At 72.3% G+C, this 23,393-nt stretch carries 21 protein-coding genes; 8 read left to right on the forward strand and 13 right to left on the reverse strand.

Annotation, left to right across the window (positions count from 1 at the left end; all coding sequences use genetic code 11):
* Window positions 1-49 precede the first annotated feature (49 nt).
* From ACZ6A9_RS04850 to ACZ6A9_RS04900, 11 genes are all read right to left on the reverse strand, one after another.
* Window positions 50-1,411, reverse strand: a complete 1,362-nt coding sequence (locus ACZ6A9_RS04850) for an ABC transporter substrate-binding protein (protein ID WP_468978454.1) — start codon at window positions 1,409-1,411, stop codon at window positions 50-52.
* Window positions 1,408-2,979, reverse strand: a complete 1,572-nt coding sequence (locus ACZ6A9_RS04855; protein WP_468978456.1) for a glycoside hydrolase family 43 protein — start codon at window positions 2,977-2,979, stop codon at window positions 1,408-1,410. Before ACZ6A9_RS04855 ends, ACZ6A9_RS04850 begins: the two co-directional genes overlap by 4 nt.
* Window positions 2,976-3,818 carry a DUF6807 domain-containing protein gene (locus ACZ6A9_RS04860; RefSeq protein WP_468978461.1) on the reverse strand — a complete coding sequence of 281 codons (843 nt, stop codon included), beginning with the start codon at window positions 3,816-3,818 and terminating at the stop codon, window positions 2,976-2,978. Before ACZ6A9_RS04860 ends, ACZ6A9_RS04855 begins: the two co-directional genes overlap by 4 nt.
* The gene (locus ACZ6A9_RS04865; RefSeq protein ID WP_468978465.1) at window positions 3,815-5,002 is read right to left on the reverse strand and encodes a Gfo/Idh/MocA family protein; all 1,188 of its coding nucleotides are present in this window, start codon (window positions 5,000-5,002) and stop codon (window positions 3,815-3,817) included. Before ACZ6A9_RS04865 ends, ACZ6A9_RS04860 begins: the two co-directional genes overlap by 4 nt.
* Window positions 4,999-5,898 (reverse strand): carbohydrate ABC transporter permease, encoded by a 900-nt coding sequence (locus ACZ6A9_RS04870; protein WP_468978468.1) that lies wholly within the window; start codon window positions 5,896-5,898, stop codon window positions 4,999-5,001. Before ACZ6A9_RS04870 ends, ACZ6A9_RS04865 begins: the two co-directional genes overlap by 4 nt.
* On the reverse strand, window positions 5,895-6,827 hold the full coding sequence (locus ACZ6A9_RS04875) for a carbohydrate ABC transporter permease (protein WP_468978471.1): 933 nt from the start codon (window positions 6,825-6,827) through the stop codon (window positions 5,895-5,897). The genes ACZ6A9_RS04870 and ACZ6A9_RS04875 overlap by 4 nt, the downstream gene beginning before the upstream one ends.
* 123 nt (window positions 6,828-6,950) lie before the next feature.
* Window positions 6,951-8,681 carry an L-arabinonate dehydratase gene (gene araD, locus ACZ6A9_RS04880; RefSeq protein ID WP_468978473.1) on the reverse strand — a complete coding sequence of 577 codons (1,731 nt, stop codon included), beginning with the start codon at window positions 8,679-8,681 and terminating at the stop codon, window positions 6,951-6,953.
* Window positions 8,669-9,577, reverse strand: a complete 909-nt coding sequence (locus tag ACZ6A9_RS04885; RefSeq protein WP_468978476.1) for a dihydrodipicolinate synthase family protein — start codon at window positions 9,575-9,577, stop codon at window positions 8,669-8,671. Before ACZ6A9_RS04885 ends, araD begins: the two co-directional genes overlap by 13 nt.
* A complete protein-coding gene (locus ACZ6A9_RS04890; RefSeq protein WP_468978478.1) occupies window positions 9,574-10,254 on the reverse strand; it encodes a GntR family transcriptional regulator in 681 nt (226 codons plus the stop codon). Before ACZ6A9_RS04890 ends, ACZ6A9_RS04885 begins: the two co-directional genes overlap by 4 nt.
* 136 nt (window positions 10,255-10,390) lie before the next feature.
* Entirely contained in the window at window positions 10,391-10,630 is a 240-nt protein-coding gene (locus ACZ6A9_RS04895; RefSeq protein ID WP_468978480.1) for a hypothetical protein, read from the reverse strand.
* A 375-nt stretch (window positions 10,631-11,005) separates the two neighbouring features.
* On the reverse strand, window positions 11,006-11,599 hold the full coding sequence (locus ACZ6A9_RS04900) for a TIGR03086 family metal-binding protein (RefSeq protein WP_468978482.1): 594 nt from the start codon (window positions 11,597-11,599) through the stop codon (window positions 11,006-11,008).
* 219 nt (window positions 11,600-11,818) lie between these two features.
* Between ACZ6A9_RS04900 and ACZ6A9_RS04905 the strand changes: the two genes are divergently transcribed.
* Window positions 11,819-13,060, forward strand: a complete 1,242-nt coding sequence (locus ACZ6A9_RS04905) for an MFS transporter (RefSeq protein WP_468978485.1) — start codon at window positions 11,819-11,821, stop codon at window positions 13,058-13,060.
* A gap of 210 nt (window positions 13,061-13,270) precedes the next feature.
* On the opposite strand, the gene ACZ6A9_RS04910 is transcribed toward ACZ6A9_RS04905, so the two are convergent.
* Together ACZ6A9_RS04910 and ACZ6A9_RS04915 are read right to left on the reverse strand one after the other, a co-directional pair.
* Window positions 13,271-14,437 (reverse strand): hypothetical protein, encoded by a 1,167-nt coding sequence (locus tag ACZ6A9_RS04910; RefSeq protein WP_468978489.1) that lies wholly within the window; start codon window positions 14,435-14,437, stop codon window positions 13,271-13,273.
* On the reverse strand, window positions 14,434-15,396 hold the full coding sequence (locus ACZ6A9_RS04915) for a 5-dehydro-4-deoxyglucarate dehydratase (RefSeq protein ID WP_468978491.1): 963 nt from the start codon (window positions 15,394-15,396) through the stop codon (window positions 14,434-14,436). The genes ACZ6A9_RS04910 and ACZ6A9_RS04915 overlap by 4 nt, the downstream gene beginning before the upstream one ends.
* Before the next feature lie 235 nt (window positions 15,397-15,631).
* On the opposite strand from ACZ6A9_RS04915, the gene ACZ6A9_RS04920 reads away from it, so the two are divergent.
* From ACZ6A9_RS04920 to ACZ6A9_RS04950, 7 genes are all read left to right on the forward strand, one after another.
* Window positions 15,632-16,441, forward strand: a complete 810-nt coding sequence (locus ACZ6A9_RS04920; protein WP_468978494.1) for an NAD-dependent epimerase/dehydratase family protein — start codon at window positions 15,632-15,634, stop codon at window positions 16,439-16,441.
* Window positions 16,442-16,729: 288 nt separating this feature from the next.
* Window positions 16,730-17,500: a DeoR/GlpR family DNA-binding transcription regulator gene (locus tag ACZ6A9_RS04925; protein ID WP_468978496.1), complete on the forward strand. Its 771-nt coding sequence runs from the start codon at window positions 16,730-16,732 to the stop codon at window positions 17,498-17,500.
* Between the two features lie 110 nt (window positions 17,501-17,610).
* Window positions 17,611-18,984 (forward strand): ABC transporter substrate-binding protein, encoded by a 1,374-nt coding sequence (locus tag ACZ6A9_RS04930; protein WP_468978498.1) that lies wholly within the window; start codon window positions 17,611-17,613, stop codon window positions 18,982-18,984.
* Window positions 18,981-19,922: a carbohydrate ABC transporter permease gene (locus tag ACZ6A9_RS04935; RefSeq protein ID WP_468978502.1), complete on the forward strand. Its 942-nt coding sequence runs from the start codon at window positions 18,981-18,983 to the stop codon at window positions 19,920-19,922. Before ACZ6A9_RS04930 ends, ACZ6A9_RS04935 begins: the two co-directional genes overlap by 4 nt.
* Window positions 19,919-20,770, forward strand: a complete 852-nt coding sequence (locus tag ACZ6A9_RS04940) for a carbohydrate ABC transporter permease (protein WP_468978506.1) — start codon at window positions 19,919-19,921, stop codon at window positions 20,768-20,770. Before ACZ6A9_RS04935 ends, ACZ6A9_RS04940 begins: the two co-directional genes overlap by 4 nt.
* Complete coding sequence (locus tag ACZ6A9_RS04945; RefSeq protein ID WP_468978511.1) at window positions 20,767-21,756, forward strand: zinc-dependent alcohol dehydrogenase family protein; 990 nt, start codon at window positions 20,767-20,769, stop codon at window positions 21,754-21,756. Before ACZ6A9_RS04940 ends, ACZ6A9_RS04945 begins: the two co-directional genes overlap by 4 nt.
* A 385-nt stretch (window positions 21,757-22,141) precedes the next feature.
* Window positions 22,142-23,341: a TerD family protein gene (locus ACZ6A9_RS04950; RefSeq protein WP_468980623.1), complete on the forward strand. Its 1,200-nt coding sequence runs from the start codon at window positions 22,142-22,144 to the stop codon at window positions 23,339-23,341.
* The last annotated feature ends 52 nt before the right edge of the window (window positions 23,342-23,393 follow it).

Here is a 23,393-nt window from a genome sequence, read left to right on the forward strand (position 1 = left end):
CCGCGGCCCGGGAACCGGGGGCCGCCCCACGGCGGAACGGACGGTCAGGTCAGCCCATCTGCTCGTCCCACTCGGCCTGTGCCTCGTTCAGCTTCTCGGCCAGCCCGTCCAGGAAGTCCTTCGCGCTCATGTCCCCGAGCAGCACCTTCTGGAAGTTCGGCTCGCTCTCCGCCTTGGACAGCGTGTTCCAGTCCGGCAGGTAGTACGGCAGCTGCACGATGGTCGTCGACCCGTCCGTCAGCGCGTCCGCAGCCAGCTTCGTGGGCTCCGCCTTCGCGATCCAGTCGGCCTTCGCCGCGTCCAGGTGCGCCGGCACCTGCCCCGCCGACTCGTTGAACTTCGAGCTGGACTCCGCCGAGGTGGCGAACTCGATGAACTTCCAGGCGGCCTCCTTGTTCTTGGAGCTCTTGAACAGGCCGACGCCGTCGACCGGGTTGGAGACCTGCACCCGCTTGCCGTCGGGCCCGACGGGCTGCGGGATGCCCCGGAACTTGTCGGCCCCGAGCGCCTTCACGTGATCCTGGTACGAGCCCAGGTTGTGGTTCAGCATGCCAATCTCGCCGGAGTCCCACTGCGCGACCATCTTGGTGAAGTCGTTGTTGAGGTCGGCTGCGGGCGTGACCTTCTTGAACAGGCCCGCGTACTTCTCCAGCGCCGCGACGTTCTTCGGGTCGTTGACCGTCGTCTTCTTGCCCGTGGAGTCCCAGAACGAGGTGATGCCGGACTGCCCGTACATCGCGTCCAGGGCCTGGGCGATCGAACCGGCGCCACCGCGGATGGTGTACCCGAACTTGTTGCCGCCCTTGTCGGTGAGCTTCTCCGCCGCCTCGAAGAACCGGTCCCAGGTGGTCGGCTCCTCCAGGCCCGCCTTCTCGAACAGGTCGGTGCGGTAGTAGAGGACGCCGTTGTTGGCGGAGGTCGGGACGGAGTACAGCTTGTCGTCGCCGCCGCCGGCCGCCCGCAGCGACTCGACCAGGTCCTTGTTGAGCTTGCCGTTCAGGGACGACCCCTCCAGCCGCTCGTCCAGCGGGTCGAGCGCGCCCTGCGCGGCGAAGCCCGCGAGCATCGAGGCGCTGATGCCGCCGACGTCCGGCAGGCCGTCGGCCTGGATGGCGGTGTCGACCTTCGACTGGTACTCGGTGGAGGCGATGCCGACGTACTGGACGTCGATGTCCGGGTTGGCCTTCTCGAAGTCGGCGATGGTCTCCTTCCAGATCTCGGTGCGGACACCGCCGTTGTTGTCCCAGAAGACGATCTTCCCCTTGCCGCTGCCCTCGGCGCCGTCGCCGCCCGCGCCGCCGCCGTCGTCCCCGCAGGCGGTGGCGGTCAGGGCGAGCACGGCCCCGAGGGCGACGGCGGCCGAGGTGCGGCGGCCTCTGCCGGTGCTGCTTCCGAGAATGCTGATCTTCATTGGTCGGCTCTCTTCTTCTGGATACTGATCCTGAACTGCGTGAACGTGGCGGTGCCGGCGTGCCCCTGACCGGAGGGCGCCAGGGCGACCAGACCGAGCAGGGCACCGACCCAGCGCCATGGCGTGGCGGCGAAGACCTGACCGGAGGGGCGCGGGCCCTCCCCGGTGTCGTACGAGAAGCGGCAGCGCGCACCGTCGTCGATGTCGATGCGCAGCCGTGCCCGGCCGTCCGGAGCGGACCGCGGACGGTCGGCGTCCCGTTCCCTCCCCCACTGCCCTGAAGGCGTGGGAGGTGCCCCGATGGCGACCGTTTCGGCGAACCGGTGCACCAGGTGCACCGTGCCGTCCGTGTCCCGCTGGAGTCCGATCCAGCGGTAGGCGTCCCCGAGGACCGTGAGCCCCGCGCGGGCACCGGGTTCCTCGCTGTCGAGCCGTAGCTCCACCTCGACCGTGCACGGGGTGCCGGGCAGCCGCTGGGTGAGGACGTTGGGGAGTGTGCGCAGGTCGTGCGCGTCGGCCGTGCGGACGCAGGTGAGCCGCAGCCCGTCGGCGGAGTGCTGGGTGGCCCAGCCGTCCCGGGGGTTGGCGGTCCACTGCCACTGCCGGCCGTGGCGTCCGCCGGGGAAGTCGTCGTCGGTGGCGGGCGCGGCGGGCGGCTGCGGGGGCAGGTCCGGGCGCCGGTGCTCGGCGACGGGGGCGCCGTCGTCGCCGAGCACCGGCCATCCCTCGGCATCCCAGCGCATCGGCTGGAGGTGCACGACACGGCCGTACGCGCCGCGCTGCTGGAAGTGCAGGAACCAGTCCTCGCCGGACGGGGTGCGCACCCAGCCGCCCTGGTGGGGGCCGTTGACGTCGGTGTCCTTCTGCTCGAGGACGACCTTCTCCTCGTACGGGCCGAAGAAGGCGCGGGAGCGGAAGGCGCCCTGCCAGCCGGTCTCCACTCCCCCGGCCGGGGCGAGGATCCAGAACCAGCCGTCGTGCCGGTAGAGCTTGGGTCCCTCCAGGGTGAACCAGCCGGGGATGCGGTCGCCGTCGACGATCACCTCGCCCTCGTCGAGGAGTCCGGTGCCGTGCGGGTGCATCCGGTGGCCGGTGATGCGGTTCTTGACGCCGGAGCGGGACTTGGCCCAGCCGTGCACGAGGTACGCCTCGCCGGTCTCCTCGTCCCACAGGGGGCAGGGGTCGATCAGGCCCTTGCCCGCCTTCACCAGCAGCGGCTCGGTCCACGGACCGCGGATCTGTGGGGAGTTGACCTGGAAGATGCCCTGGTCGGGGTCGCCCCAGAAGATCCAGAAGCGGTCGTCGTGGTGGCGCAGGGCGGGTGCCCAGACCCCGCAGTCGTGCCGGGGCGCGGCGAACTCGGCCTCGGGTTCCAGGCGTTGCAGGGCGTGCCCGACGAGGGTCCAGTTGACCAGGTCGCGGGAGTGCAGCAGGGGAAGTCCGGGGACGCGGCCGAAGCTGGAGGCGGTCAGGTAGAAGTCGTCACCGACGCGGATCACGTCGGGGTCGGACCAGTCGGCGTTCAGGACCGGGTTGCGGTAGGTGGCCTCCGTCGGGTCGGCGCTCACGCGTTCACCGCCTTGCGGGCCAGGGCCCCGGCCTCGCCGCGGGTGAGCCGGCCGTCGGCGACGACGGTGACGATCCTGCGGACCACGGTCTCACCGGGCGGGAGGGACAGCCGGGCGTCGTGGGCGAGGGAGGAGCCCACACCGGGATATTCCGCGGTGCGGACGAACCAGGGGTCCTGCCGGGTCGGTGCGGTGACCCCGGCGAAGACCAGGGTCCAGGTGGAGCCGGCGAGGGCGATCCAGTCGGCGGTCCCGCCGTGGACCTCGTCCACGCCCTCGGCGCGGGCGGTGAAGACGTCCGGGGCCGTCTCCTCCTTGCGGGCCCGCCAGAAGAAGCCGCCGTAGGCGGCGCCGGGGCGGCCGTTGGTGGCGGGGCTGCCGATGGACAGCGGGCCCGGCGTGATGTTGGTGAGGGAGAAGGTGAGGTCCAGCGCCCAGGCGGTGTCGGTGAGTTCGGTGGCGGCGACGGTGCGGCGCTCGCGCAGCAGTTCGCCGGGCTCGGCCGTCCAGCGCAGCTCCTCGACGAACCCGTCGGGGTCGCGCAGCTGGTAGGCGGTGTGCCGCTGGGAGCCGTGGTTGTCCAGCTCGGTGGGCCCCCGGTCGCGGACGTAGGTGCGCCCGCCCCAGAAGTTGAACCCCTCGACGTCGGGAACGGCGACACCGACGCCGAGGTGGTGTGCGTGGTCGGCCGGGCTGAGCTCGGTGACGGCCGTGCCGGCCAGGGTGGTGACGGGGTGCAGGTAGGGCCGCGGCGAGAGCCGGGTGGGCAGTCCCGGCCGGGTGACGTACCGGCCGACGGGCCGGCCCGCGACGCGCAGCACCAGGTCGTCGCCGGTCATCGGGTGCTCACCTCTTTCGGCAGGTGGTGGGCGGGCAGCGCCCAGGGGGCGCCCAGCTCGGAGTAGAGGGACAGGGTGTCGGCGGCCGCCGCGACGAGGCCGTCGACGCCCGGCACGACCCGGCGTTCCTCGCCGGGGACGCGGTGCCAGGCGCCGTCGGGCAGCGGGGCCGGGTCGGGGGCCTTGCGGATGGCCTCGACGACCTGCATGAAGGCGCCCGTCCCGTCCGGGGTGACCAGCAGGGGTGTGCCGTCGGTGAGGTGGGCGGCGAGGTTCTCCAGCAGGTCGGTGCGGCCGTACCGGGTCTCCTCGGGCCCGTGGCCGGCGCGCTGGAGCAGCACGCGGTCCTGCTTGTACCAGAAGGTGATCCGTCCGCTGGTGCCGTGCACCATGACGTACGGCTCGTCCGCCCGCTCCGCGCACAGCGTCGCGGCGACGGTGACCGAACCGCCCCGCGCGGTGGTGACGCGCACGCAGGAGGTGTCGTCGGACTCGATGTCGTTGGCGCGCAGCAGCTCGGTCTCGATGCCGGCGACGTCCTCGGCGCGGGTGCTCCCGGCGAGGGCGAGGGCGGTGGCGACGGCGTGGGCGAGGGGGTTGGTGAGCGCCCCGTCGATCACGTCGACGCCGTTCAGCCGGCGCCGGCCCGCCCAGGGGGCCCGCCGGAAGTACGCCTCGGGCCGCACCCAGGCGCCGGCCCCGCCGATGCCCACCACCCGTCCGACGGCGCCCTCGGCGACCAGTTCGCGGATCGCGGGCACGGCGTGCGAGCCCAGGGACTGGAAGCCGATCTGGCAGGCGACGCCGGCCGCGGCGACCCCGTCGGCCATCCGCCGGAACTCCGCGTACGAGGGTGCGGGCGGCTTCTCCAGCAGGATGTGCACGCCCCGGGCGGCGGCCGTGAGGGCGAGGTCGGTGTGGGTGGGGATCGGGGTGCAGATGACCGCGACGCGGGCGCCGGTGGAGTCGAGCAGGGCGCCGAAGTCGGGCGACTGCTCGGGAAGTTCGCCGCCGAACTCGTCCTCGGTGAGCGGGGTGAGCTCACAGATGCCGGCCAGCGTGACGATTCCCTTCGCCTCGAGCCGGCGGATGTTCTCGACGTGCCAGCGGCCGTGGCCGCGGGCACCGGCGAGGACGACGGGGAGGGGCGGGACGGAAACCGTCCCGCGGCCGGTCGCGGTCATCCCTTCACCGCCCCCGCGCTGAACCCGGTGATCAGCCACTTCTGGATGAAGGCGAACACGATCACCACGGGGACGGCCGCGATGATGCCGCCGGCAGCGAGTGCGCCGAGGTCGACGCTGTCCGCGCTCATCAGGGTGTTGAGGCCGACCGGGATGGTCTGCTTCTCCTGGTTGTTGAGGAACATCAGGGCGAACAGGAAGTGGTTCCAGGAGTGGACGAAGGCGAAGGATCCGACGGCGATCAGACCGGGCCGCAGCAGGGGCAGGACGACCACGCGGAAGGCCCGGAACCGGTTGCAGCCGTCGACCCAGGCGGCCTCCTCCAGGGAGTACGGCACGTTCTTGATGAAGTTGCTGATCAGGATCATCGACAGGGGCAGCTGGAACACCGTCTCGGCGATGATGACGCTGACCAGCGAGTTGATCATCTGCAGGCCGGCGAAGATCTCGAACAGCGGGACCAGGAGCAGCGCTCCGGGCACGAACTGGGAGCAGAGCAGGGCCAGCATGAAGGCCCGCTTGACCTTGAAGTCGAACCGGGCGAGGGCGTAGCCGCCGGCCAGTGCGACCAGGGTCGTCATGAGCAGGGTGACGACGCCGACCAGCACGCTGTTGTAGAAGAAGGTGCCGAATCCGCGGTCCGTCCAGACCTTCTCGAAGTGGACGGTGGTCATCGGCCAGGGCACCAGCGAGGTGGAGCCGGCCGGGCGGAGCGCGAAGAGCAGGATCCAGTAGAAGGGGATGAGGGTGAAGACGAGGTAGATGCCGAGCGGCAGGTAGATCTGCCAGCGGGGTGCCTCGTCCCAGGCCCGGCGCGTCTTCCTCGCCGGACGCGGCGGTTCGGGGGCGGCCGGCAGGGGCGCGGGGGCGGCCACGGTGGCCTCCTTGGTGATCACTTCTCGCCTCCGAACTTGCTCAGGCGCAGGTAGACCATCGAGCAGAAGAGCAGGATCACGAACGCGACCGTCGTCAGGGCCGACGCGTAGCCGAAGTCGTGTGCGTCCACCGAGGTGTTGGCGATGTAGAGCGGCAGGGTCGTGGTCTCGCCCGCCGGTCCGCCGCCGGTCAGCGTGTAGAGCAGGTCGACGTTGTTGAACTCCCACACCGCGCGCAGCAGCGTGGACAGGATGATGGCGTCCTTCAGGTGCGGCAGGGTGATGTGGATGAACTGCTTGAAGCGGCTCGCCCCGTCGACCTCGGCGGCCTCGTACAGGTCCTTGGAGACGGACTGGAGGTCGGCGAGGATGAGGATCGCGAAGAAGGGGACACCGCGCCACAGGTCGGCGACGACCACGGCCGGGAAGACGGTGGCGGTGTCCGACAGCCAGCTGACTCCGTAGTCGCCGATGCCCATGTCCGCCAGGTACCGGGTGATGCCGGTCTGGGAGTTGTAGAGCAGCACCCAGATCGCGGAGGTCAGCACGCCGGAGACGGCCCACGGTGAGAAGACCAGGGCGCGGCCGAGGGCCCGGCCGACGAAGGTCTGGTTGACGATGAGGGCGAGGGCGAGACCGAACAGCAGCTGCAGGCCGACCTCGACGAACACCCACTTGGCGCTGAAGACGAGGGTGTCCCAGAAGAGCGGGTCCTCGGTGAAGATGCGGGTGAAGTTCTCGAAGCCCGCGAAGCCGTTCCGCCAGGGCTTGGTGGGGTTGTAGTCCTGCAGGCTGTAGTAGAAGACGCTGAGGACCGGGTAGGCGATGAACCCCAGCATGAGCAGGGCGGCCGGCGCGATCAGCAGGTAGGGGAGCTTGCGGGGCGTGGCGGAGGCACGGCGCCGCCGGGGTGGCGTGGGCGGTTTCGCCACGGCTGCGGCTTGGGCCATGACTGTTCTCCGTTTCTCGGGACGTGCTGTGCGGTGCGTGAGCTGAGGTGCTGGAGGAGCTGGTGACGCGGGGGGGAAGCGCTTTCTTCGCGGGTGTGCGGGAGCCCGCCTGGACGGGGCGGGTCAGCCCGCGTAGGGGTCCTGGACCGTGCCCGGCCGGGCGAGGAACTCGAAGTCGCAGCCGGTGTCGGCCTGGGTGATCTGGTCGTTGTAGAGGGCGCCGTAGCCGCGCTCGTAGCGCGCGGGCGGCGGCGTCCACCGCGCCTTGCGCCGCTGGAGCTCCTCGTCGTCGACGTGGAGCCGGAGCACGCGGTTGTCGACGTCGAGGGTGATCGTGTCGCCGGTGCGCACCAGGGCCAGCGGCCCGCCGACGTGCGACTCGGGGGCGATGTGCAGGACGCACGCGCCGTAGCTCGTCCCGCTCATGCGGGCGTCGGAGATCCGCACCATGTCCCGCACGCCCTGCTTGAGCAGGTGGTCGGGGAGCGGCAGCATCCCGTACTCGGGCATGCCCGGGCCGCCCTTGGGGCCGGAGCCCCGCAGGACCAGCACGCTGTCCGCGGTGATGTTCAGGGCGGGGTCGTTGATGGTCCGCTGCATCTGCTTGTAGTCGTCGAAGACGACGGCGCGACCGGTGTGCTTCAGCAGGTGCGGTTCGGCGGCGATGTGCTTGATGACGGCGCCGTCCGGGCAGAGGTTGCCGCGCAGGACGGCGACTCCGCCCTCGTCCGCGACCGGGTTGTCGCGGGTGCGGATGACGTCGTCGTCGTGCACCTGCGCGCCGGCGATCTGCTCGCGCAGGGTGTCGTGGCAGACGGTGGGCCGGTCCAGGTGGAGCAGGTCGGGGATGCGGGAGAGGAAGCCGGGCAGTCCGCCCGCGAAGTGGAAGTCCTCCATCAGGTACTTCTCTCCGCCGGGGCGGACGTTGGCGAGTACCGGGACGGTGCGGGCGACGCGGTCGAAGTCGTCGAGGGTGAGTTTCACCCCGGCACGTCCGGCCATGGCGATCAGGTGGATGACGGCGTTGGTGGACCCGCCGAGTCCGAGGACGGTGGTGACCGCGTCCTCGAAGGCGTCTGCGGTGAGGATGTCGCTCAGCTTCCGGTCCTTGTGGACCAGGTCGACGATGGTCATGCCGGCCCTGGCGGCCATCCGGTCGTGCCCGGAGTCGACGGCCGGGATGCTGGAGGCGCCCGGGACGGTGACGCCGAGGGCTTCGGCGGCGGCGGTCAGGGTGGAGGCCGTGCCCATCGTCATGCAGTGGCCGGGCGAGCGGGCCAGGCCGCTCTCCAGTTCCTGCATCTCGCAGTCCCCGATGACACCGGCCCGCTTGTCGTCCCAGTACTTCCACATGTCGGTGCCGGAGCCGAGCGTCTCACCCCGCCAGTGCCCGGGCAGCATGGGCCCGGCCGGCACGAACACGGTGGGCAGGTCGGCGCTGGCGGCGCCCATCAGCAGCGCCGGGGTGGACTTGTCGCAGCCCCCCATGAGCACGGCCCCGTCGACCGGGTAGGACCGCAGCAGTTCCTCGGTCTCCAGCGAGAGGAGGTTGCGGTAGAGCATCGGGGTCGGCTTCTGGAAGGTCTCGCTGAGGGTGGAGACCGGGAATTCGAGGGGGAAGCCGCCGGCCTGCCACACGCCCCGCTTGACGGCCTGCGCCCGGTCGCGCAGGTGGACGTGGCAGGGGTTGATGTCGGACCAGGTGTTGAGGATCGCGATGACGGGCTTGCCCAGGTGCTCCTCGGGCAGGTAGCCGAGCTGGCGGGTGCGGGCGCGGTGGCTGAAGGAGCGCAGTCCGTCGGTGCCGTACCACTGGTGGCTGCGGAGTTCTTCGGGGGACTTCATATGGACCATCCGGCGGCGATGGAGGCGACTTCGGCGCGCTCGTTCTCGGGCAGCGGCTTGCTCGGCGGGCGGACCTCCCGGCGGCACAGGCCGAGGGAGGCGAGGGCCTCCTTGACGACGGTGACGTTGTTGGCGGAGCTGTTCGCGGCGCGCAGCTCCTCGAAGCGGCGGATCTGCTCCCACACCTTCATCGCGGTCGGGTAGTCGCCGGAGCGCAGCGCCTCGATCATGTTCAGCGAGACGGACGGGGCGACGTTGACCAGGCCCGAGGTGAAGCCGGTGGCGCCGGCCGAGAAGTAGGAGGGGGCGTACGGCTCGGCGAGCCCCGCCACCCACACGAACCGTTCCAGTCCCGCGTCCCGGGCGAACGCGGCGAACCGTGCGGCGTCCGGCACCGAGTACTTCACGCCGATGACGTTGGGGCAGGAGTCGGCGAGTTCGGCGAGGCGGGCGCCGGTGAGCCGGTCGTTGCGGATGTAGGGGACGACGCCCAGGTCGGGCACCGCCTCGGCGATGGCGCGGTGGTAGTCGACCCAGCCGCTCTGGGAGACGTAGGGGTGGACGGGCTGGTGCACCATCACCATCTGCGCGCCGAGGTCCCGTGCGTGGCGCGCGGAGTCGATGGCGGTGGGCACGTCGTGTCCGACGCCGACCAGGACCACCGCGCGGCCGCCGGCCTCCTCCATGGTCAGCTCGGTGACCAGACGGCGCTCTTCGGGGGTGAGGGCGTAGAACTCCCCGGTGTTGCCGTTGGGGGTGAGGGTGGTGACGCCACCGTCGAGGAGACGACGCAGCAGGGCCCGGTAGGTGCCTGGGTCGACGGAGCCGTCCTCGGCGAACGGGGTCACCGGGATCGCCACCACGTCGGCCAGGGCCGCCCGCTGGGTCTCGAACGTCGTTGTCATGCCTGACCGTCCTCTTTCTGGGCTTCCGGGGCCGCCTCGAACTCCGCTTCGGGGAAGGCCCGCCGCACGAACGACGCGATGTGCGAGTGCAGGGCGCGCGCCGCGCCGTCCGCGTCCCCGCCGAGGGCGAGCCGCAGGATCTCCCGGTGCTCGCTGGCCTCCCGCTCCCAGGAGGGGTCGGCGGCCCAGGCGACGGCGGAGACCAGAGCGGCCTGGTCACGGACCTCGTCGAGCATCCGGCCGAGCAGCGGGTTGCCGCACGGCACGTAGAGGGCGCGGTGGAACTCGCGGTTGGCCAGGGAGCGTTCCGCGGTGTCCGTGGCCCCGTCGGCCCGGGTCAGCGCGGCGCGTGCTGCGTCGAGGGAGGCCCCTCGGCGCACCGCGCGCTTGAGCGCCTCGGGTTCGAGGAGCAGCCGCACGTCGTACACCTCGCGCGCCATGTCCGCGTCGACCATGCGCACCGTGACGCCCTTGTACTGGCTCATCACGACCAGACCCGTGCCGGCCAGGGTCTTGAGCGCCTCGCGCACCGGGGTCTTGGACACCCCGAACTGCGCGGCGAGGTCGGTCTCGACCAGGGCCTGGCCCGGTGTGAACCGGCCGGTGAGGATGCGGCGTTTGATCTCCTCCAGCACGAACTGCGTGCGTGAGGGGATCGGCGTGGGCACAGAGGTCATGCGCGCCTCTCGGATTGCGCGGGATCAGATCTCGCGTATCGCGTCTCATATATGACGTACGAAGTACGACGCGGTTGACCGTAGGAGCGGGCCGAGAGTTTCGTCAATGCTTCTGACAGAGGAACTTGTTGTTGCCTCACGCGGCGTCGGTGCGGCCTTCCCGGGCGGTGGAGGCGGAGCCGCCGGCGACGGTCGCGGCCCGGACGGTGGAGGCCTCGGGGGCGAGGCGGACCCGTTCGCTGTCGCGACGGGTGTCGGTGTCCGCCTCGAGACGGGACGGGGCCGGCGGCGGCGCGCGTCCGGTGAGGGCGGCGCGGGGAGGGGGCGGTGACCCGGTCCGCGCACGCGGCGCGGAGCTCGCGGATCTCGACGTCATGCATGACGTCGGCGGAGGTGAGAGGGCGAAAGGCGGTGCACGGGGCCGTACACGGCGGCGAGGTGATCACGACGGGGGCACCGGCCGGCCGGGCGAGGTCGGGACCCGGGAGACCGGCGTGCGGGTGGGACGTCCGTCAGGGAGCCGCTCCGCTCCGGTCCGTGTGCCGTCGCAATGCGGTGAACCTCTTGGATCCCGCGTCGGCGCTCCGCCCCGGCACCCCGCCGAGGCGAGGGGTCACCCGGTGCCGGGCCGGTCTGGGCCGGTATGCGAACAGGCCGTGCCGGGGACGGCGGGCGTGGAGGGCGGGCGTACGCGGAGGCCGCGGCGGAGGTTTCTGTCCGCCGCGCCCCGGTCGCATGGGCGGTCGCTTCCTTACGCGGGCCGCGTCCAGCCCGGGTCCCGGCCGCTGAGGCCGATCGTCCGGTCCAGGAGCGGGGCGTCGGACGGGACGGGGACGACGGGGCCGAAGATGCCCTCGCCCCGCTCGCCCTCCTGGGCCGCGACCAGCTGGAAGGCGTGCGCGGCCTCCAGCGCGGCCGGGTCGGGGGTGTACGGCTGTCCGGTGGCGCGGGCCAGGTCCCAGCCGTGGACGACCAGTTCGTCGAGGGCGACCGCGCCGGCGACCTCGCCCGGCAGGTCCACCCCGCCCGCGCGCGTCATGCCGGTCCAGGCGGCCGGATCGCGCCACACCCCGGCGAGCTCGTCGAGCACCTTGGGCAGGTCCTCGCGCCAGCCGGGACCGATGTCCGGCAGGGCGGCGTCCGGGCTGGTGTCGGTGGTGACGCCGAAGTCCTTGCGCCCGGCGTCGCGGAAGGCGACGGCCAGTCCGAGGAGGTGGCCCAGCAGGTGGCGTACGGCGTAGCGCGGACAGGGCGTCGCGTCCGCGAGTCGCGCGTCGGTGACGGCCTCGGCGAGACCCGCCACGACGAGGGTCTGCGGTCCGAGGTCGAGCGTGGTGTCGGTCATGTCCTGCTCCCGGGGAACGGTGGTGTGTCACAGGGGTGGACCGGCCTGGGCGGCGGAACTCATCGGCCGCCGCGCCACTCCCTCCGGGCCCGCTCGGACCGCACCCGTCCTCATGGGCCGGATGACCTACCTGCCCTGTCCCCCGGCCGCCACGCGCGCGCCTCGTCCAGGGCATCCGCCCGATGCGGTCGCCCCGCCTCAGCACCACGATGAGCAGGCATGACGACGACGGTATGGACGGCGGTCCGGGTGGTGCGGGACCGCAACGCGGGCCTCTCCCTCACGGGGGTGGTGATCTCCGGGTTCGGCACGTCCGCGCTGTGGCTGGCCTCCGGGGTGTGGGTCAAGGACCTCACCGGGTCGGACGGGCTCGCCGCCCTGTGCGCGCTGGCGATGTGGGCGCCGGCCCTGGCCGGCCCGCTGCTGGGAACGCTCGCGGACCGGGTGCGCCGCAGGCCGCTGCTGATCGGTACGAGCCTGTTCACGGCGGGACTTGTGCTCACCCTGTGCGGCGTCGGGTCGCCGGACGGGCTGTGGCTGCTGTACGCGGTGCTGTTCGTGTACGGAGCGGTGGGCGTCGTCCACGACGCGGCGGAGTCGGCGCTGATCGCCACCGCTGTGGACCGCTCCCTGCTCGGTGACTTCAACGGGCTGCGGATGACCGCCAACGAGGGCATGAAGCTGCTGGCCCCGCTCGCGGGCGCGGCCCTGTACACGGCGTACGGCGGGGCGGCCGTGGCCTTCCTGGACGCGGTCGCCTTCCTGCTGGCCGCGGGGGTGTACGCGCTGCTGCGGGTACGGGAGGACAGGCCGGCACCCTGGGTCGGCGGCCGGCGGGAGCGGACCGGCAGGGCCGCCGAGGGCGCCCGCCACCTGCGGTCGCATCCGCTCCTGCGTCCCCTCGTCCTGGCGGGCGGCGCGACGATGCTGTGCGCGGGCGTCAACGGGGCGCTGCTCTACGCCGTGGTGGAGGACCTCGGCCGCTCCCCCGCGTACGCCGGTGTGCTGTACGCCGTGCAGGGCGCGGGGTCGATGGCCGTCGGCCTGCTCGCCGGTCCGGCGCTGCGCCGTCTCGGCAACCGGTGTTTCGCCGCCTGCGGCATCGCCCTGCTGTCCGTCGCGGTGGCGCTGCGGGCGGTGCCGGACGACGCTCTGGCGTGGGTGTGCGGCGCGGCGATCGGGGTGGGGCTGCCCGCCGTACTGATCGCCACGCTGACCGCCGTGCAGCAGGAGACCCCGGCCCCGCTGCTGGGCCGGGCCACCGCCACCGCCAACACCCTGGTGTTCTCCCCGAACGTCCTCGGGCTCGCGGCGGGAGCGGCGCTCGTGGACCTGCTGGATCACCGGCTGCTGCTGGTCGTGACCGGGGGCGCCCTGGCGGTTCCGGCGGCGCTGCTGCTCCGGCGCCCGTCCGAGCCCGCCCGCGCCACCGGCCGACGGCCGGACCCCGGCACCCCCTGACGACCGGCACCGCCCGCACCGCGGCGACCTCGGCGTGACGCGGTGTCCCCGTCCCGCTCACGCAGGACTCGCCCGCCGAAGGATCCCGGCCGTGAACCGGTGGGCGTGCTCGACGCCCGCGAACTCCCGGCCGCCGCGGGCAAATTAGCGGCGCCGGACCGGGCCGGACGGCGGTGGCACGGCGCCCGCGCCACCGCCGGCCGACCCGTGTCAGAGCGCCGCGAGCGCCGAGCGCACCGCGTCCAGGTCGGCGTCCGACGCCAACCCCGCGTGATAGAGCCGCAGTTCCGTCGCGCCCAGGCGGCGGGCCTCCGCCGCGTCCGCCGCGAGGGTGGCGGGGCTGCCGCCCATGCCGGCGACGACCGTGAAGTTGGCGGCGAGGACCGCGCCCTCGCGCCCCACCCCCGCGAACGGGGTCAGCGGGCCGGCGCCCGAGGTGCAGGGCACGACGACGCCGTCGGCGACCGAGAGGATGTGCGCCGGGTCGACGCCCGCGTTGGCGCCGCCGTGGTAGGACACGGGGTCGGCGTGCAGGAGGATCCGGAAACCTTCGGGGGCCGCCTCCCGTACGGCGGTGACCGCAGCCTCCTGCAGCGTGCGGGCGACCTCCTCGCGCCACGCGCGCGTGACGTTCGCCGGCGTCTCGCCGAGGAGCTTCTCGACGCCCGCCCAGCCCCCGCCGGAGGGCGCCCCCTGCCACACCGGCTCCAGCGCGGTGCGTACGGAGGCGGCGAGCGCGTCGGCGTCCAGGCCCCGGCCCGCGTAGCCGTCGCGGCAGGCCGGGCAGAAGCACAGCGACATCAGGTACTGTCCGGCGTCCCCGAGACCGACCCCGGCGGTCTTGTCGTGGGCGTGCAGGTGGGCCAGCCCGTACCAGCCGAGCGACTCCAGTTCGGTCCCGCGTGCCCCGGGGCGAACCGCCGCCTCGGCGGCCAGGCCCGTCAGGTAGGCGCGGACGGCGGGCCGGGCGATGCACGGTGCCCAGGGGTAGCGGTCACCGTAGGCGTTGAGCACCGAGGTGTCCGGATGTTCCGCGCCGAGGCGGGAGTTGTGGGCGAGCACCACCCAGGTGTGCACCTCCAGGCCCGCGTCGGCGAGCGCGGCGGCCGCCTCGCCGAAGGCGTCCCCGGGCGCCCAGTCACCGGCCGGGTACGGGCGGAGGTCCCGGCCCGACCAGCGGTCCACCGCCATCGGGTAGAGCACGGCCGCGTGCTCCGCGGTGACGATGCGGTGGCGCGGGTGACGGGGCGTCAGCGCGCGGGTGGAGTGGTAGGCGGAGGCCAGCGTCACCTGTGCCGTGCCGAGCGCGGCGATCCGCGCGGGTGCCTCCGGATCCCCGTTGACGTCCCAGGGGTAGACGAACGCCGACGCCTTCACTTGTCCTCCTCGAGCAGCGCGAGTCCCCGCTCGGTCAGGTGAGCGAGCCGCTTGACATGATCTCCCGCGGGTTCCTGCAGCGGCGGCCGCACCTCCCCCACCTCCAGGCCGCGCATCCGCACCCCGGCCTTGACGAGGGAGACGGCGTAGCCGTGGCCCTGGGCGCGCAGTTCGGCGAACGGCCGGTAGAAGCCGTCGATCAGCCGGTCGACGGTGGCGGTGTCGCCGGTGCGGAAGGCGGTGTGGCAGGCGACGGCGATCTCGGGCACGAAGCAGAACACCGCGGACGAGTACAGGGTGATGCCGATGCCCCGGTAGGCGGACTGGGTGAGTTCGGCGGTGGGCAGCCCGTTGAAGTAGAGGAAGTCCCCGGGAGCCGCCGCACGGACGGCGCTGACCGTCCGCTGCATCAGGTCGAGGTCGCCCTGGCCGTCCTTGAGGCCGATGATCCCGTCGGTGCGGGCCAGCCCGACGACCGTCTCCGGTGTGAAGAGGGCGTTGTCGCGCTGGTAGACGATCACGGGCAGGGAGGTGGCCGCTGCGATCTCCCCGTAGTGCCGCAACAGCCCTTCCTGTCCCGCCTTGACCAGGTAGGGCGGCATGGCGAGCAGCCCGTCCGCCCCGGCACCCTCGGCGAGCCGGGCGCAGCGGACGGCGAGCGCGGTGCCGTACCCGGCGCCCGCGATCACCGGCACGCGGCCTTCGGCGGCCTCCACGGCGGCCCGGACGCAGCTCTCGAACTCCTCCGGTGTCAGCGCGTGGAACTCGCCGGTGCCGCAGCAGGCGAACACGGCGGCGGCCCCGGCCTCCACGCCGCGCCGCACATGGATCCGGTAGGTGTCGAGATCGACGGCGCCGTCCGGTCCGTACGCGGTGACCGGGAAGAACAGGGGCCCGCTGGGGACTTCGAGTCGGGCGGCGAGAGGGGCGGCTGACGTCACAAGCTCTCCCATGTCCATATCCGTGACTAGTGTCCATATCTCTGAACAACTGCCACGCTAAGGCGCCCCGGGACCGCCGGTCAAGCGCCGCGCCGCGCCGCGCACCAGCCGATTCCCGCGCCCGACGGGACGCCGGACGATCACCGGGGGATACTTGACGAGCCGCGCCCGACCTCCTTAGCGTGTCCATGAATATGAATGCCGTGCGCCCATATGTACGGGCGGCCGGCCGGCGCCGCAAGGAGACCCGAGGATGCCCGCTCCCCGCACCGTTCTGCTCACCGGAGCCGCCGGCGGCCTCGGCACCCTCATGCGGAACCTGCTCCCCGAGTACGGCTACACACTGCGCCTGCTCGACCTGCGTCCCGTCGACGGCGAGCCCGACGCGATCGTCGCGGACCTCGCCGACAGGAACGCCGTGCGCGAGGCGGTCCGCGGCGTCGACGCGATCGTCCACCTCGCGGGCATCTCGCTCGAAGCGTCCTTCGACAAGATCCTCAAGGCCAACATCGAGGGCACCTACAACCTGTACGAGGCGGCCCGCGAGGAGGGCGTGAGGCGCGTCGTCTTCGCCTCCTCCAACCACGCCGTCGGCTACACCCCGCGCCCCCGCGGCGGCGACCCCCTCATCCCGGTCGACACCCCGCGCCGCCCGGACACCTTCTACGGCCTGTCCAAGTGCTTCGGCGAGGACCTCGCCCAGCTCTACTGGGACAAGCACGGCCTGGAGACCGTCTCCGTACGCATCGGATCCTGCTTCCCCGAACCGACCAGCGTGCGCATGCTGTCGGTGTGGATGAGCCCCGCCGACGGCGCCCGCCTCCTGCACGCCGCCCTGACCGCCGAGAACGTCGGCCACACCGTGGTCCACGGCTCCTCCGCCAACACCCGCCTGTGGTGGGACCTCACCTCCGCGCGGGCGCTCGGCTACGAACCGCGCGACGACTCCGAGCCGTACGCCGGGAAGCTGATCGCCGAACAGGGCGAGCTGGACCCGGACGACCCCGCGCACGCCTGCCTGGGCGGCCACTTCGTCACCGACCCGCCCCTCTGGCCGTACTGACGACGACCCCCACGCGCCACGACGGCGCGAAACGATCGCATACGGCGGCGGGCGGGCACCGAACGGGCCCGCCCGCCGCCGTATGCGGGCACCGGCGCTGCCCGCTCCCACGCCGGCGCGGGCTCCCTCCCAGGTCCGCGCCGGACACCGCCCCCGCCGAACGGGCACAACCGGGCAGGAACGGACGCGCAACAAGCCTGGTCAGTGACGAACACCCGCTGTAGAACTTCCTGCATGGGCCGCACCGGGCCCGAACGGGCAGCGAGATCAGGAAGCAGGTGTCCGGCCATGCGCAGCAGGACGGCCGAAGAGCGCCAGCGGGAGATCGTGCGGGTGGCACGCTCCACCGGCTCGGTCGACGTGACCGCGCTCGCCGCCGACCTGGGCGTGGCCAGGGAGACCGTACGCCGCGACCTGCGCGCCCTGGAGGACCACGGCCTGGTACGCCGCACCCACGGCGGCGCCTACCCCGTGGAGAGCGCCGGCTTCGAGACGACGCTCGCCTTCCGCGCCACCAGCCACGTCCCCGAGAAACGCAGGGTCGCGGCCGCCGCGGCCGGCCTCCTCGGGGACGCCGAGACCGTCTTCGTCGACGAGGGCTTCACCCCGCAGCTCATCGCCGAGGCCCTGCCCACCGACCGGCCGCTCACCGTGGTCACCGCCTCCCTGCCGGTCGCGGGCGCGCTCGCGGAGACCGGCACCGTGTCCGTCCTGCTGCTCGGCGGGCGGGTCCGCTCCGGCACCCTCGCCACGGTCGACCACTGGACCACGAGGATGCTCGCCGGATTCGTCATCGACCTGGCGTTCATCGGCGCCAACGGGATCTCCCGCGAACACGGACTGACCACGCCCGACCCCGCCGTCAGCGAGGTCAAGGCACAGGCGGTCCGGGCCGCCCGCCGGGTGGTGTTCGCCGGTGTCCACACCAAGTTCGGGGCGGCCGGCTTCTGCCGGTTCGCCGAGGTCGGCGCGCTGGAGGCGATCGTCACCAGCACCCTGCTCCCGGCCGCCGAGGCCCACCGCTACTCCCTGCTCGGACCCCAGGTCATCCGGGTCTGAAGCGCACCGGACCGCCACCGCGGCCCACCCCGTCCATGCCTCTCGGGGCGGAGCCCTGCCCGGCGACGCCCGTCCTCTCCCCCTACGCCGCTTTCGCCGAGGAGTGATCCATGCACACGCAGAGCCGATGGAGGCCGCCGCGCGCCGCGCTCGCCGCGGCCGCCGCAGGGACGCTGCTCGCCCCGCTGCTCTCCGGCTGCTGGGCCGGAGCGGGCGGGGCCGGGTCCGGCGGTGACTCCGTCAACGTCCTGATGGTCAACAACCCGCAGATGGTCGAACTGCAGAAGCTCACCGCGGAACACTTCACCGAGGACACCGGCATCAAGGTCAACTTCACCGTGCTGCCGGAGAACGACGTCCGCGACAAGATCAGCCAGGACTTCGCCAACCAGGCCGGCCAGTACGACGTGGCCACCCTGTCCAACTACGAGATCCCCATCTACGCCCGCAACGGCTGGCTGAAGGAGATGGACTCCTACGTCGCCGACGACCCCGGCTACGACCAGCGGGACGTCCTCGAACCGATGCGCCGCTCCCTCACCGGCGACGACGGCAAGCTCTACGGCCAGCCCTTCTACGGCGAGTCGTCCTTCCTGATGTACCGCAAGGACGTCTTCGAGCGGGAGGGCCTCACCATGCCCGCCCGGCCCACCTGGCGGCAGGTGGCCGGCCTCGCCGCGCGACTCGACGGAGCCGAGCCGGGCATGAAGGGCATCTGCCTGCGCGGACTCCCCGGCTGGGGCGAGGTCATGGCCCCGCTCACCACCGTGGTGAACACCTTCGGCGGCACCTGGTTCGACGAGGACTGGAACGCGAGGCTCGACTCCCCCGAGTGGCAGAAGGCGACGAAGTTCTATGTCGACCTGGTCCGCGAGCACGGCGAATCCGGCGCCCCCCAGGCCGGCTTCGCCGAGTGCCTCAACAACATGACCCAGGGCAAGGTCGCCATGTGGTACGACGCCACCTCCGCCGCCGGCTCGCTCGAAGCGACGGGCTCCCCGGTCAAGGGCAAGGTCGGCTACGCCCCCGCGCCCGTGGAGAGGACCGAGTCCTCCGGCTGGCTCTACACCTGGGCCTGGGGCATCCAGGACGCCTCCCGCAACCCCGACAACGCCTGGAAGTTCGTCTCCTGGGCCTCCAGCAAGGAGTACGAGCAGCTGGTGGGCGACGAGATCGGCTGGTCCAACATCCCGGCCGGCAAGCGCGCCTCCACCTACGCCGACCCCGACTACCGCGCGGAGGCCGCCGCCTTCCAGGAGATGACCAAGGAGGCCATCGAACAGGCCCGGCCCGACGACCCGGGGGTGCAGCCCCGCCCCGCGCCCGGCATCCAGTTCGTCGGCATCCCCGAGTTCACCGATCTCGGCACGCGGGTCTCCCAGGAGATCAGCGCGGCCATCGCCGGACGCCAGTCCGTCGAGTCGGCCCTGAGGAAGTCCCAGCAGCTCGCAGAAGAGATCTCCGAGGAGTACGAGGGCCGATGACCGCCACGACCACGGCCCCCGCGGCCGCGCCAGAGACCCGCCCGGCCCCTCGCCGGTCCTCCGGCCGGCTGCGCGCCTGGGCCGCCCGCGGCCCCCTGCTGCCCGCCCTGATCTTCATGATCGTGGTCACCCAGCTGCCGTTCGTGGCGACCCTGGTGATCTCCTTCTTCGACTGGAACTCCCTCTACCCCGACGCCCGCGGATTCGCCGGCTTCGCGAACTACCAGGAGGTCCTCACCGACGCGGACCTGCGCCGGTCCGTCTGGACGACGATCCTGCTGACCGTGGGGGTCGTCCTGGCCAGCCTGGTCCTCGGACTGCTCCTCGCCCTGCTGCTGGACCGCAGGTTCCGGGGCCGGGGCATCGTCCGCACCCTGCTCATCGCCCCGTTCCTGGTGGTCCCGGTCGCGGCCGCCCTGCTGTGGAAGCACGTCCTCTACAACCCCGAGTACGGGCTCCTCAACGGGCTGCTGCACTACGTCGGCGGCCCCCAGCCCGACTGGATCTCCGCCACCCCGCTGCTGGCCGTCGAGGCCGCGCTGGTGTGGCAGTGGACCCCGTTCATGATGCTGATCCTGCTCGCCGGACTGCAGAGCCGGGACCAGCAGCAGCTGGAGGCCGCCCGCGTCGACGGGGCGAGCGACTGGCAGATCTTCGTCCACCTGACCCTGCCCCACCTGCGCCGCTACCTCGAACTGGGCGCCCTGCTCGGCTCGATCTACATCGTGCAGAACTTCGACGCCGTCTTCACCCTCACCTCCGGCGGCCTGGGTACCGCCAACCTTCCCTACACCGTCTACCAGACCTTCTACCAGGCCCACGAGAACGGCCTCGCCTCGGCCGCCGGCGTCCTGGTCGTCATCGGCTCCATCGTCATCGCGACCTTCGCCCTGCGCGTGGTGTCGTCCCTGTTCCGCGAGGAGGTGTCCCGCGCATGAGCAGCAACGCCGTACGCACCCGCGGCCGGTCCCGCGGCGGAGCGGGCCTGGGCCTGGTCGCCTGGCTGGCCGGCATCGTGTTCTTCCTGCCCATCGCCTGGATGGCCCTGACGTCCTTCCACTCCGAGACGGACGCGGCGACCAACCCGCCGTCCTTCGCCGCCGCCCTCACCCTGGACGGCTACCGCGAGTTCTTCGGCGCGGACGGCGGCGCGAGCCCCTGGCCCGCCCTGACCAACTCCGCGGTGGCGTCCGTCGCCTCCACCCTCCTCGTCCTGCTGCTGGCCCTACCCGCGGCCTACGCCCTGTCCATCCGCCCGGTGAAGCGGTGGACCGACGTGCTGTTCTTCTTCCTCTCCACCAAGATGCTGCCCGTCGTGGCCGGCCTGCTGCCGATCTACCTGTTCGCCAAGAACGCCGGGCTGCTCGACAACATCTGGCTGCTGGTCCTCCTCTACACCTCCATGAACCTGCCGATCGCGGTGTGGATGATGCAGTCCTTCCTCGCCGAGGTCCCGGTCGCGGTCATCGAGGCCGCCCAGATCGACGGCGCCCGGCTGCCGACGGTGCTGGCCCGCGTGGTCGCCCCGATCGCCCTGCCCGGCATCGCGGCGACGGCCCTCATCTGCTTCATCTTCAGCTGGAACGAACTGCTGTTCGCCCGGGTGCTGACGGGCGTGGTCGCCGAGACCGCCCCCGTCTTCCTGACCGGCTTCATCACCAGCCAGGGCCTCTTCCTGGCCAAGGTCTGCGCCGCGTCGCTCGTCATCTCCCTGCCGGTGCTCGCCGCGGGGTTCGCCGCCCAGGACAAACTCGTCCAGGGCCTGTCGTTGGGAGCCGTGAAATGAAGGCCGCCGTCATCGAGTCCGCGGGCAAGGCCGTCGTCACCGAGGTCCCGGACCCGGTGCCAGGGCCCCGCGACGTCGTCGTCGAGGTCGCGGCCTGCGGACTGTGCGGCACCGACCTGCACATCCTCCAGGGCGAGTTCGCCCCCAGGCTCCCGATCGTGCCGGGGCACGAGTTCGCCGGGGAGGTGGTCGGCGTCGGCACCGCGGTCACGGAGGTGTCGGTCGGCGACCAGGTCGCGGTGGACCCCTCCCTCTACTGCCACGAGTGCCGCTACTGCCGCACCGGCCACAACAACCTCTGCGAACGCTGGGCGGCGATCGGCGTCACCACGTCGGGCGGCGCCGCCCGGTACGCCCTCGCCCCGGTGGCGAACTGCGTGAAGCTGCCCGAGCACGTGCGCACCCAGGACGCGGCGCTGATCGAGCCGCTGTCCTGCGCGGTGCGCGGCTACGACGTGCTCCGGGCGCGGCTCGGCGCGCACGTGCTGATCTACGGCTCCGGAACCATGGGGCTGATGATGCTGGAACTGGCGAAGCGGACCGGCGCGGCGAGCGTGGACATGGTGGACCTCAATCCGGCGCGGCTGGAGACGGCCCGGCAGCTCGGTGTCTCCGCGGCGGCGGCGACGCCGGACGAGCTGGACCGGCCGCAGGGGTGGGACCTCGTCATCGACGCGACGGGGAACGCGGCGGCGATCCAGGACGGTCTGGAGCGGGTGGCGAAGGCGGGCACCTTCCTGCAGTTCGGTGTCGCCGACTACGCGACGCGGGTGCGGATCGATCCGTACCGGATCTACAACCAGGAGATCACCATCACCGGGTCGATGGCCGTGCTGCACAGCTACGAGCGCGCGGCGGAGCTGTTCGCGGGCGGCGTCCTGGACCCGGACGTCTTCATCAGCGACCGCCTCCCCCTGGACCGGTACCCCCAGGCCCTGGACCAGTTCGCGGCGGGCGTGGGCCGGAAGATCGTGATCGTGCCCTGAGAGCGCCGGCAGGGCAATCCAGCCTCCGGCGCCTGAGAAGCACGGCCCGGGCCGGAGCCCACTCCCAGCCCCTCCGGCGCTTGACGAGCAGGGTCCGGGGCGAAGCCCACTCCCAGCCCCTCCGGCGCTTGAGGAGCAGGGTCCGGGGCGAAGCCCACTCCCAGCCCCTCCGGCGCTTGACGAGCAGGGTCCGGGCCGGAGCCCACTCCCAGCCCCTCCGGCGCCTGAGGAGCAGGGTCCGGGGCGGAGCCCCGGGTAGGGACGGGAAGGGGCGGCGGGGGCGAGAACACCGGGCGAAACACCTCTCGCCCTCCCACCACCCCCGATCGGACCACAGGTAAGGGAACGGTAAAACGCCCTCGCTCGTTCACCCGGCATGACAGCTATGACCCCCGGCTCGAACATCCCCCTCCCCACCGCCCGCGTGACGGTGGACGTCTCCGCGCCCGTGCGGCTCGACGTTTCGGGCCTGCTGCTCACCGCCGACGGCAAGGTGCGCTCCGACGACGACTTCATCTTCTACAACCAGCCCGCGGGCCCCGGCGTGACCTACCGCTCCGGCGGCGGCTCCGCCCCCGACGCCATCACGGTGGACACCACCGCCGTACCCCCCGGCATCGAGAAGATCGTCGTCACCGCGAGCCCCGACGCCGCGGGACAGACCTTCCAGGGCATCGAGCCCACGGCCACCCTCCGCGACGCGGACAGCAACGCCGTCCTGGCGACGTTCACGCCCCCGGGCCTCGGCTCCGAGACGGCTCTCGTGGTCGTCGAGATCTACCTGCGCAACGGCGCCTGGAAGGCCCGCGCCGTCGGCCAGGGCTACGCCGACGGCCTGGCCGGCATCGCCACCGACTTCGGCGTCACGGTCGAGGAGCCGGCCGCTCCCGCCGCCCCGGCCCAGCCGGCGGCCGCCCCGCAGGCACCCCCCGTGCCGGCCGCCGCCCCTGCCGCCCCCGCCGCTCCCCCGGCTCCGCCCGCCCCGCCGGCCCCCGCCCCCGGTTCCGGGAAGATCAACCTCGACAAGGGCCGGGTCAGTCTCCAGAAGAACCAGACCGTGAGCCTGATGAAGGGCGGCCGCCCGCTGCTCTCCCAGGTCACGATGGGTCTCGGCTGGGAGCCCGCCTACCGCGGCAAGGACATCGACCTGGACGCCTCGGTCATCGCCTACGGCCCGCAGCGCAACCACATCGACAGCTGCTACTTCGGCAAGCTCCAGATCGTGGGCGGCGCGATCCGCCACTCCGGCGACAACCTCACCGGCGAGGGCGGCGGGGACGACGAGACCATCACCGTCGACCTCGGCCGGCTTCCCATGGAGGTCAGCGGCCTGGTCTTCACGGTGAACTCCTTCTCCGGCCAGAAGTTCACCGAGGTCGCCAAGGCGTACTGCCGCCTGTTGGACACCACGACCGGCGAGGAACTGGTCCGCTTCGACCTCACCAGCGCCGAACCGCAGACGGGCGTGATGATGGCGAAGCTGATCCGCCAGTTCTCCGGCGAGTGGGAGATGACCGCGATGGGCGACTTCGTGAAGTCCCGCACCGTCCGCGGCATGGTCAAGCCGGCCGCCCAGGCCCTGTAGCCGCGCGGACGGAAACGCCGGGTGTCCCCCTCCGACGGGGACACCCGGCGTT

The sequence above is a fragment of the Streptomyces sp. NPDC041124 genome, from assembly GCF_055592385.1.

Coding starts and splice junctions, on each gene's coding strand:
- ACZ6A9_RS04850 (WP_468978454.1), bottom strand. CDS start 1,411: ATGAAGATCAGCATTCTCGGAAGCAGCACCGGCAGAGGCCGCCGCACC.
- ACZ6A9_RS04860 (WP_468978461.1), bottom strand. CDS start 3,818: ATGACCGGCGACGACCTGGTGCTGCGCGTCGCGGGCCGGCCCGTCGGC.
- ACZ6A9_RS04865 (WP_468978465.1), bottom strand. CDS start 5,002: ATGACCGCGACCGGCCGCGGGACGGTTTCCGTCCCGCCCCTCCCCGTC.
- ACZ6A9_RS04875 (WP_468978471.1), bottom strand. CDS start 6,827: ATGGCCCAAGCCGCAGCCGTGGCGAAACCGCCCACGCCACCCCGGCGG.
- araD (WP_468978473.1), bottom strand. CDS start 8,681: ATGGTCCATATGAAGTCCCCCGAAGAACTCCGCAGCCACCAGTGGTAC.
- ACZ6A9_RS04885 (WP_468978476.1), bottom strand. CDS start 9,577: ATGACAACGACGTTCGAGACCCAGCGGGCGGCCCTGGCCGACGTGGTG.
- ACZ6A9_RS04890 (WP_468978478.1), bottom strand. CDS start 10,254: ATGACCTCTGTGCCCACGCCGATCCCCTCACGCACGCAGTTCGTGCTG.
- ACZ6A9_RS04895 (WP_468978480.1), bottom strand. CDS start 10,630: ATGACGTCGAGATCCGCGAGCTCCGCGCCGCGTGCGCGGACCGGGTCA.
- ACZ6A9_RS04900 (WP_468978482.1), bottom strand. CDS start 11,599: ATGACCGACACCACGCTCGACCTCGGACCGCAGACCCTCGTCGTGGCG.
- ACZ6A9_RS04905 (WP_468978485.1), top strand. CDS start 11,819: ATGACGACGACGGTATGGACGGCGGTCCGGGTGGTGCGGGACCGCAAC.
- ACZ6A9_RS04915 (WP_468978491.1), bottom strand. CDS start 15,396: ATGGACATGGGAGAGCTTGTGACGTCAGCCGCCCCTCTCGCCGCCCGA.
- ACZ6A9_RS04920 (WP_468978494.1), top strand. CDS start 15,632: ATGCCCGCTCCCCGCACCGTTCTGCTCACCGGAGCCGCCGGCGGCCTC.
- ACZ6A9_RS04925 (WP_468978496.1), top strand. CDS start 16,730: ATGCGCAGCAGGACGGCCGAAGAGCGCCAGCGGGAGATCGTGCGGGTG.
- ACZ6A9_RS04930 (WP_468978498.1), top strand. CDS start 17,611: ATGCACACGCAGAGCCGATGGAGGCCGCCGCGCGCCGCGCTCGCCGCG.
- ACZ6A9_RS04935 (WP_468978502.1), top strand. CDS start 18,981: ATGACCGCCACGACCACGGCCCCCGCGGCCGCGCCAGAGACCCGCCCG.
- ACZ6A9_RS04940 (WP_468978506.1), top strand. CDS start 19,919: ATGAGCAGCAACGCCGTACGCACCCGCGGCCGGTCCCGCGGCGGAGCG.
- ACZ6A9_RS04945 (WP_468978511.1), top strand. CDS start 20,767: ATGAAGGCCGCCGTCATCGAGTCCGCGGGCAAGGCCGTCGTCACCGAG.
- ACZ6A9_RS04950 (WP_468980623.1), top strand. CDS start 22,142: ATGACCCCCGGCTCGAACATCCCCCTCCCCACCGCCCGCGTGACGGTG.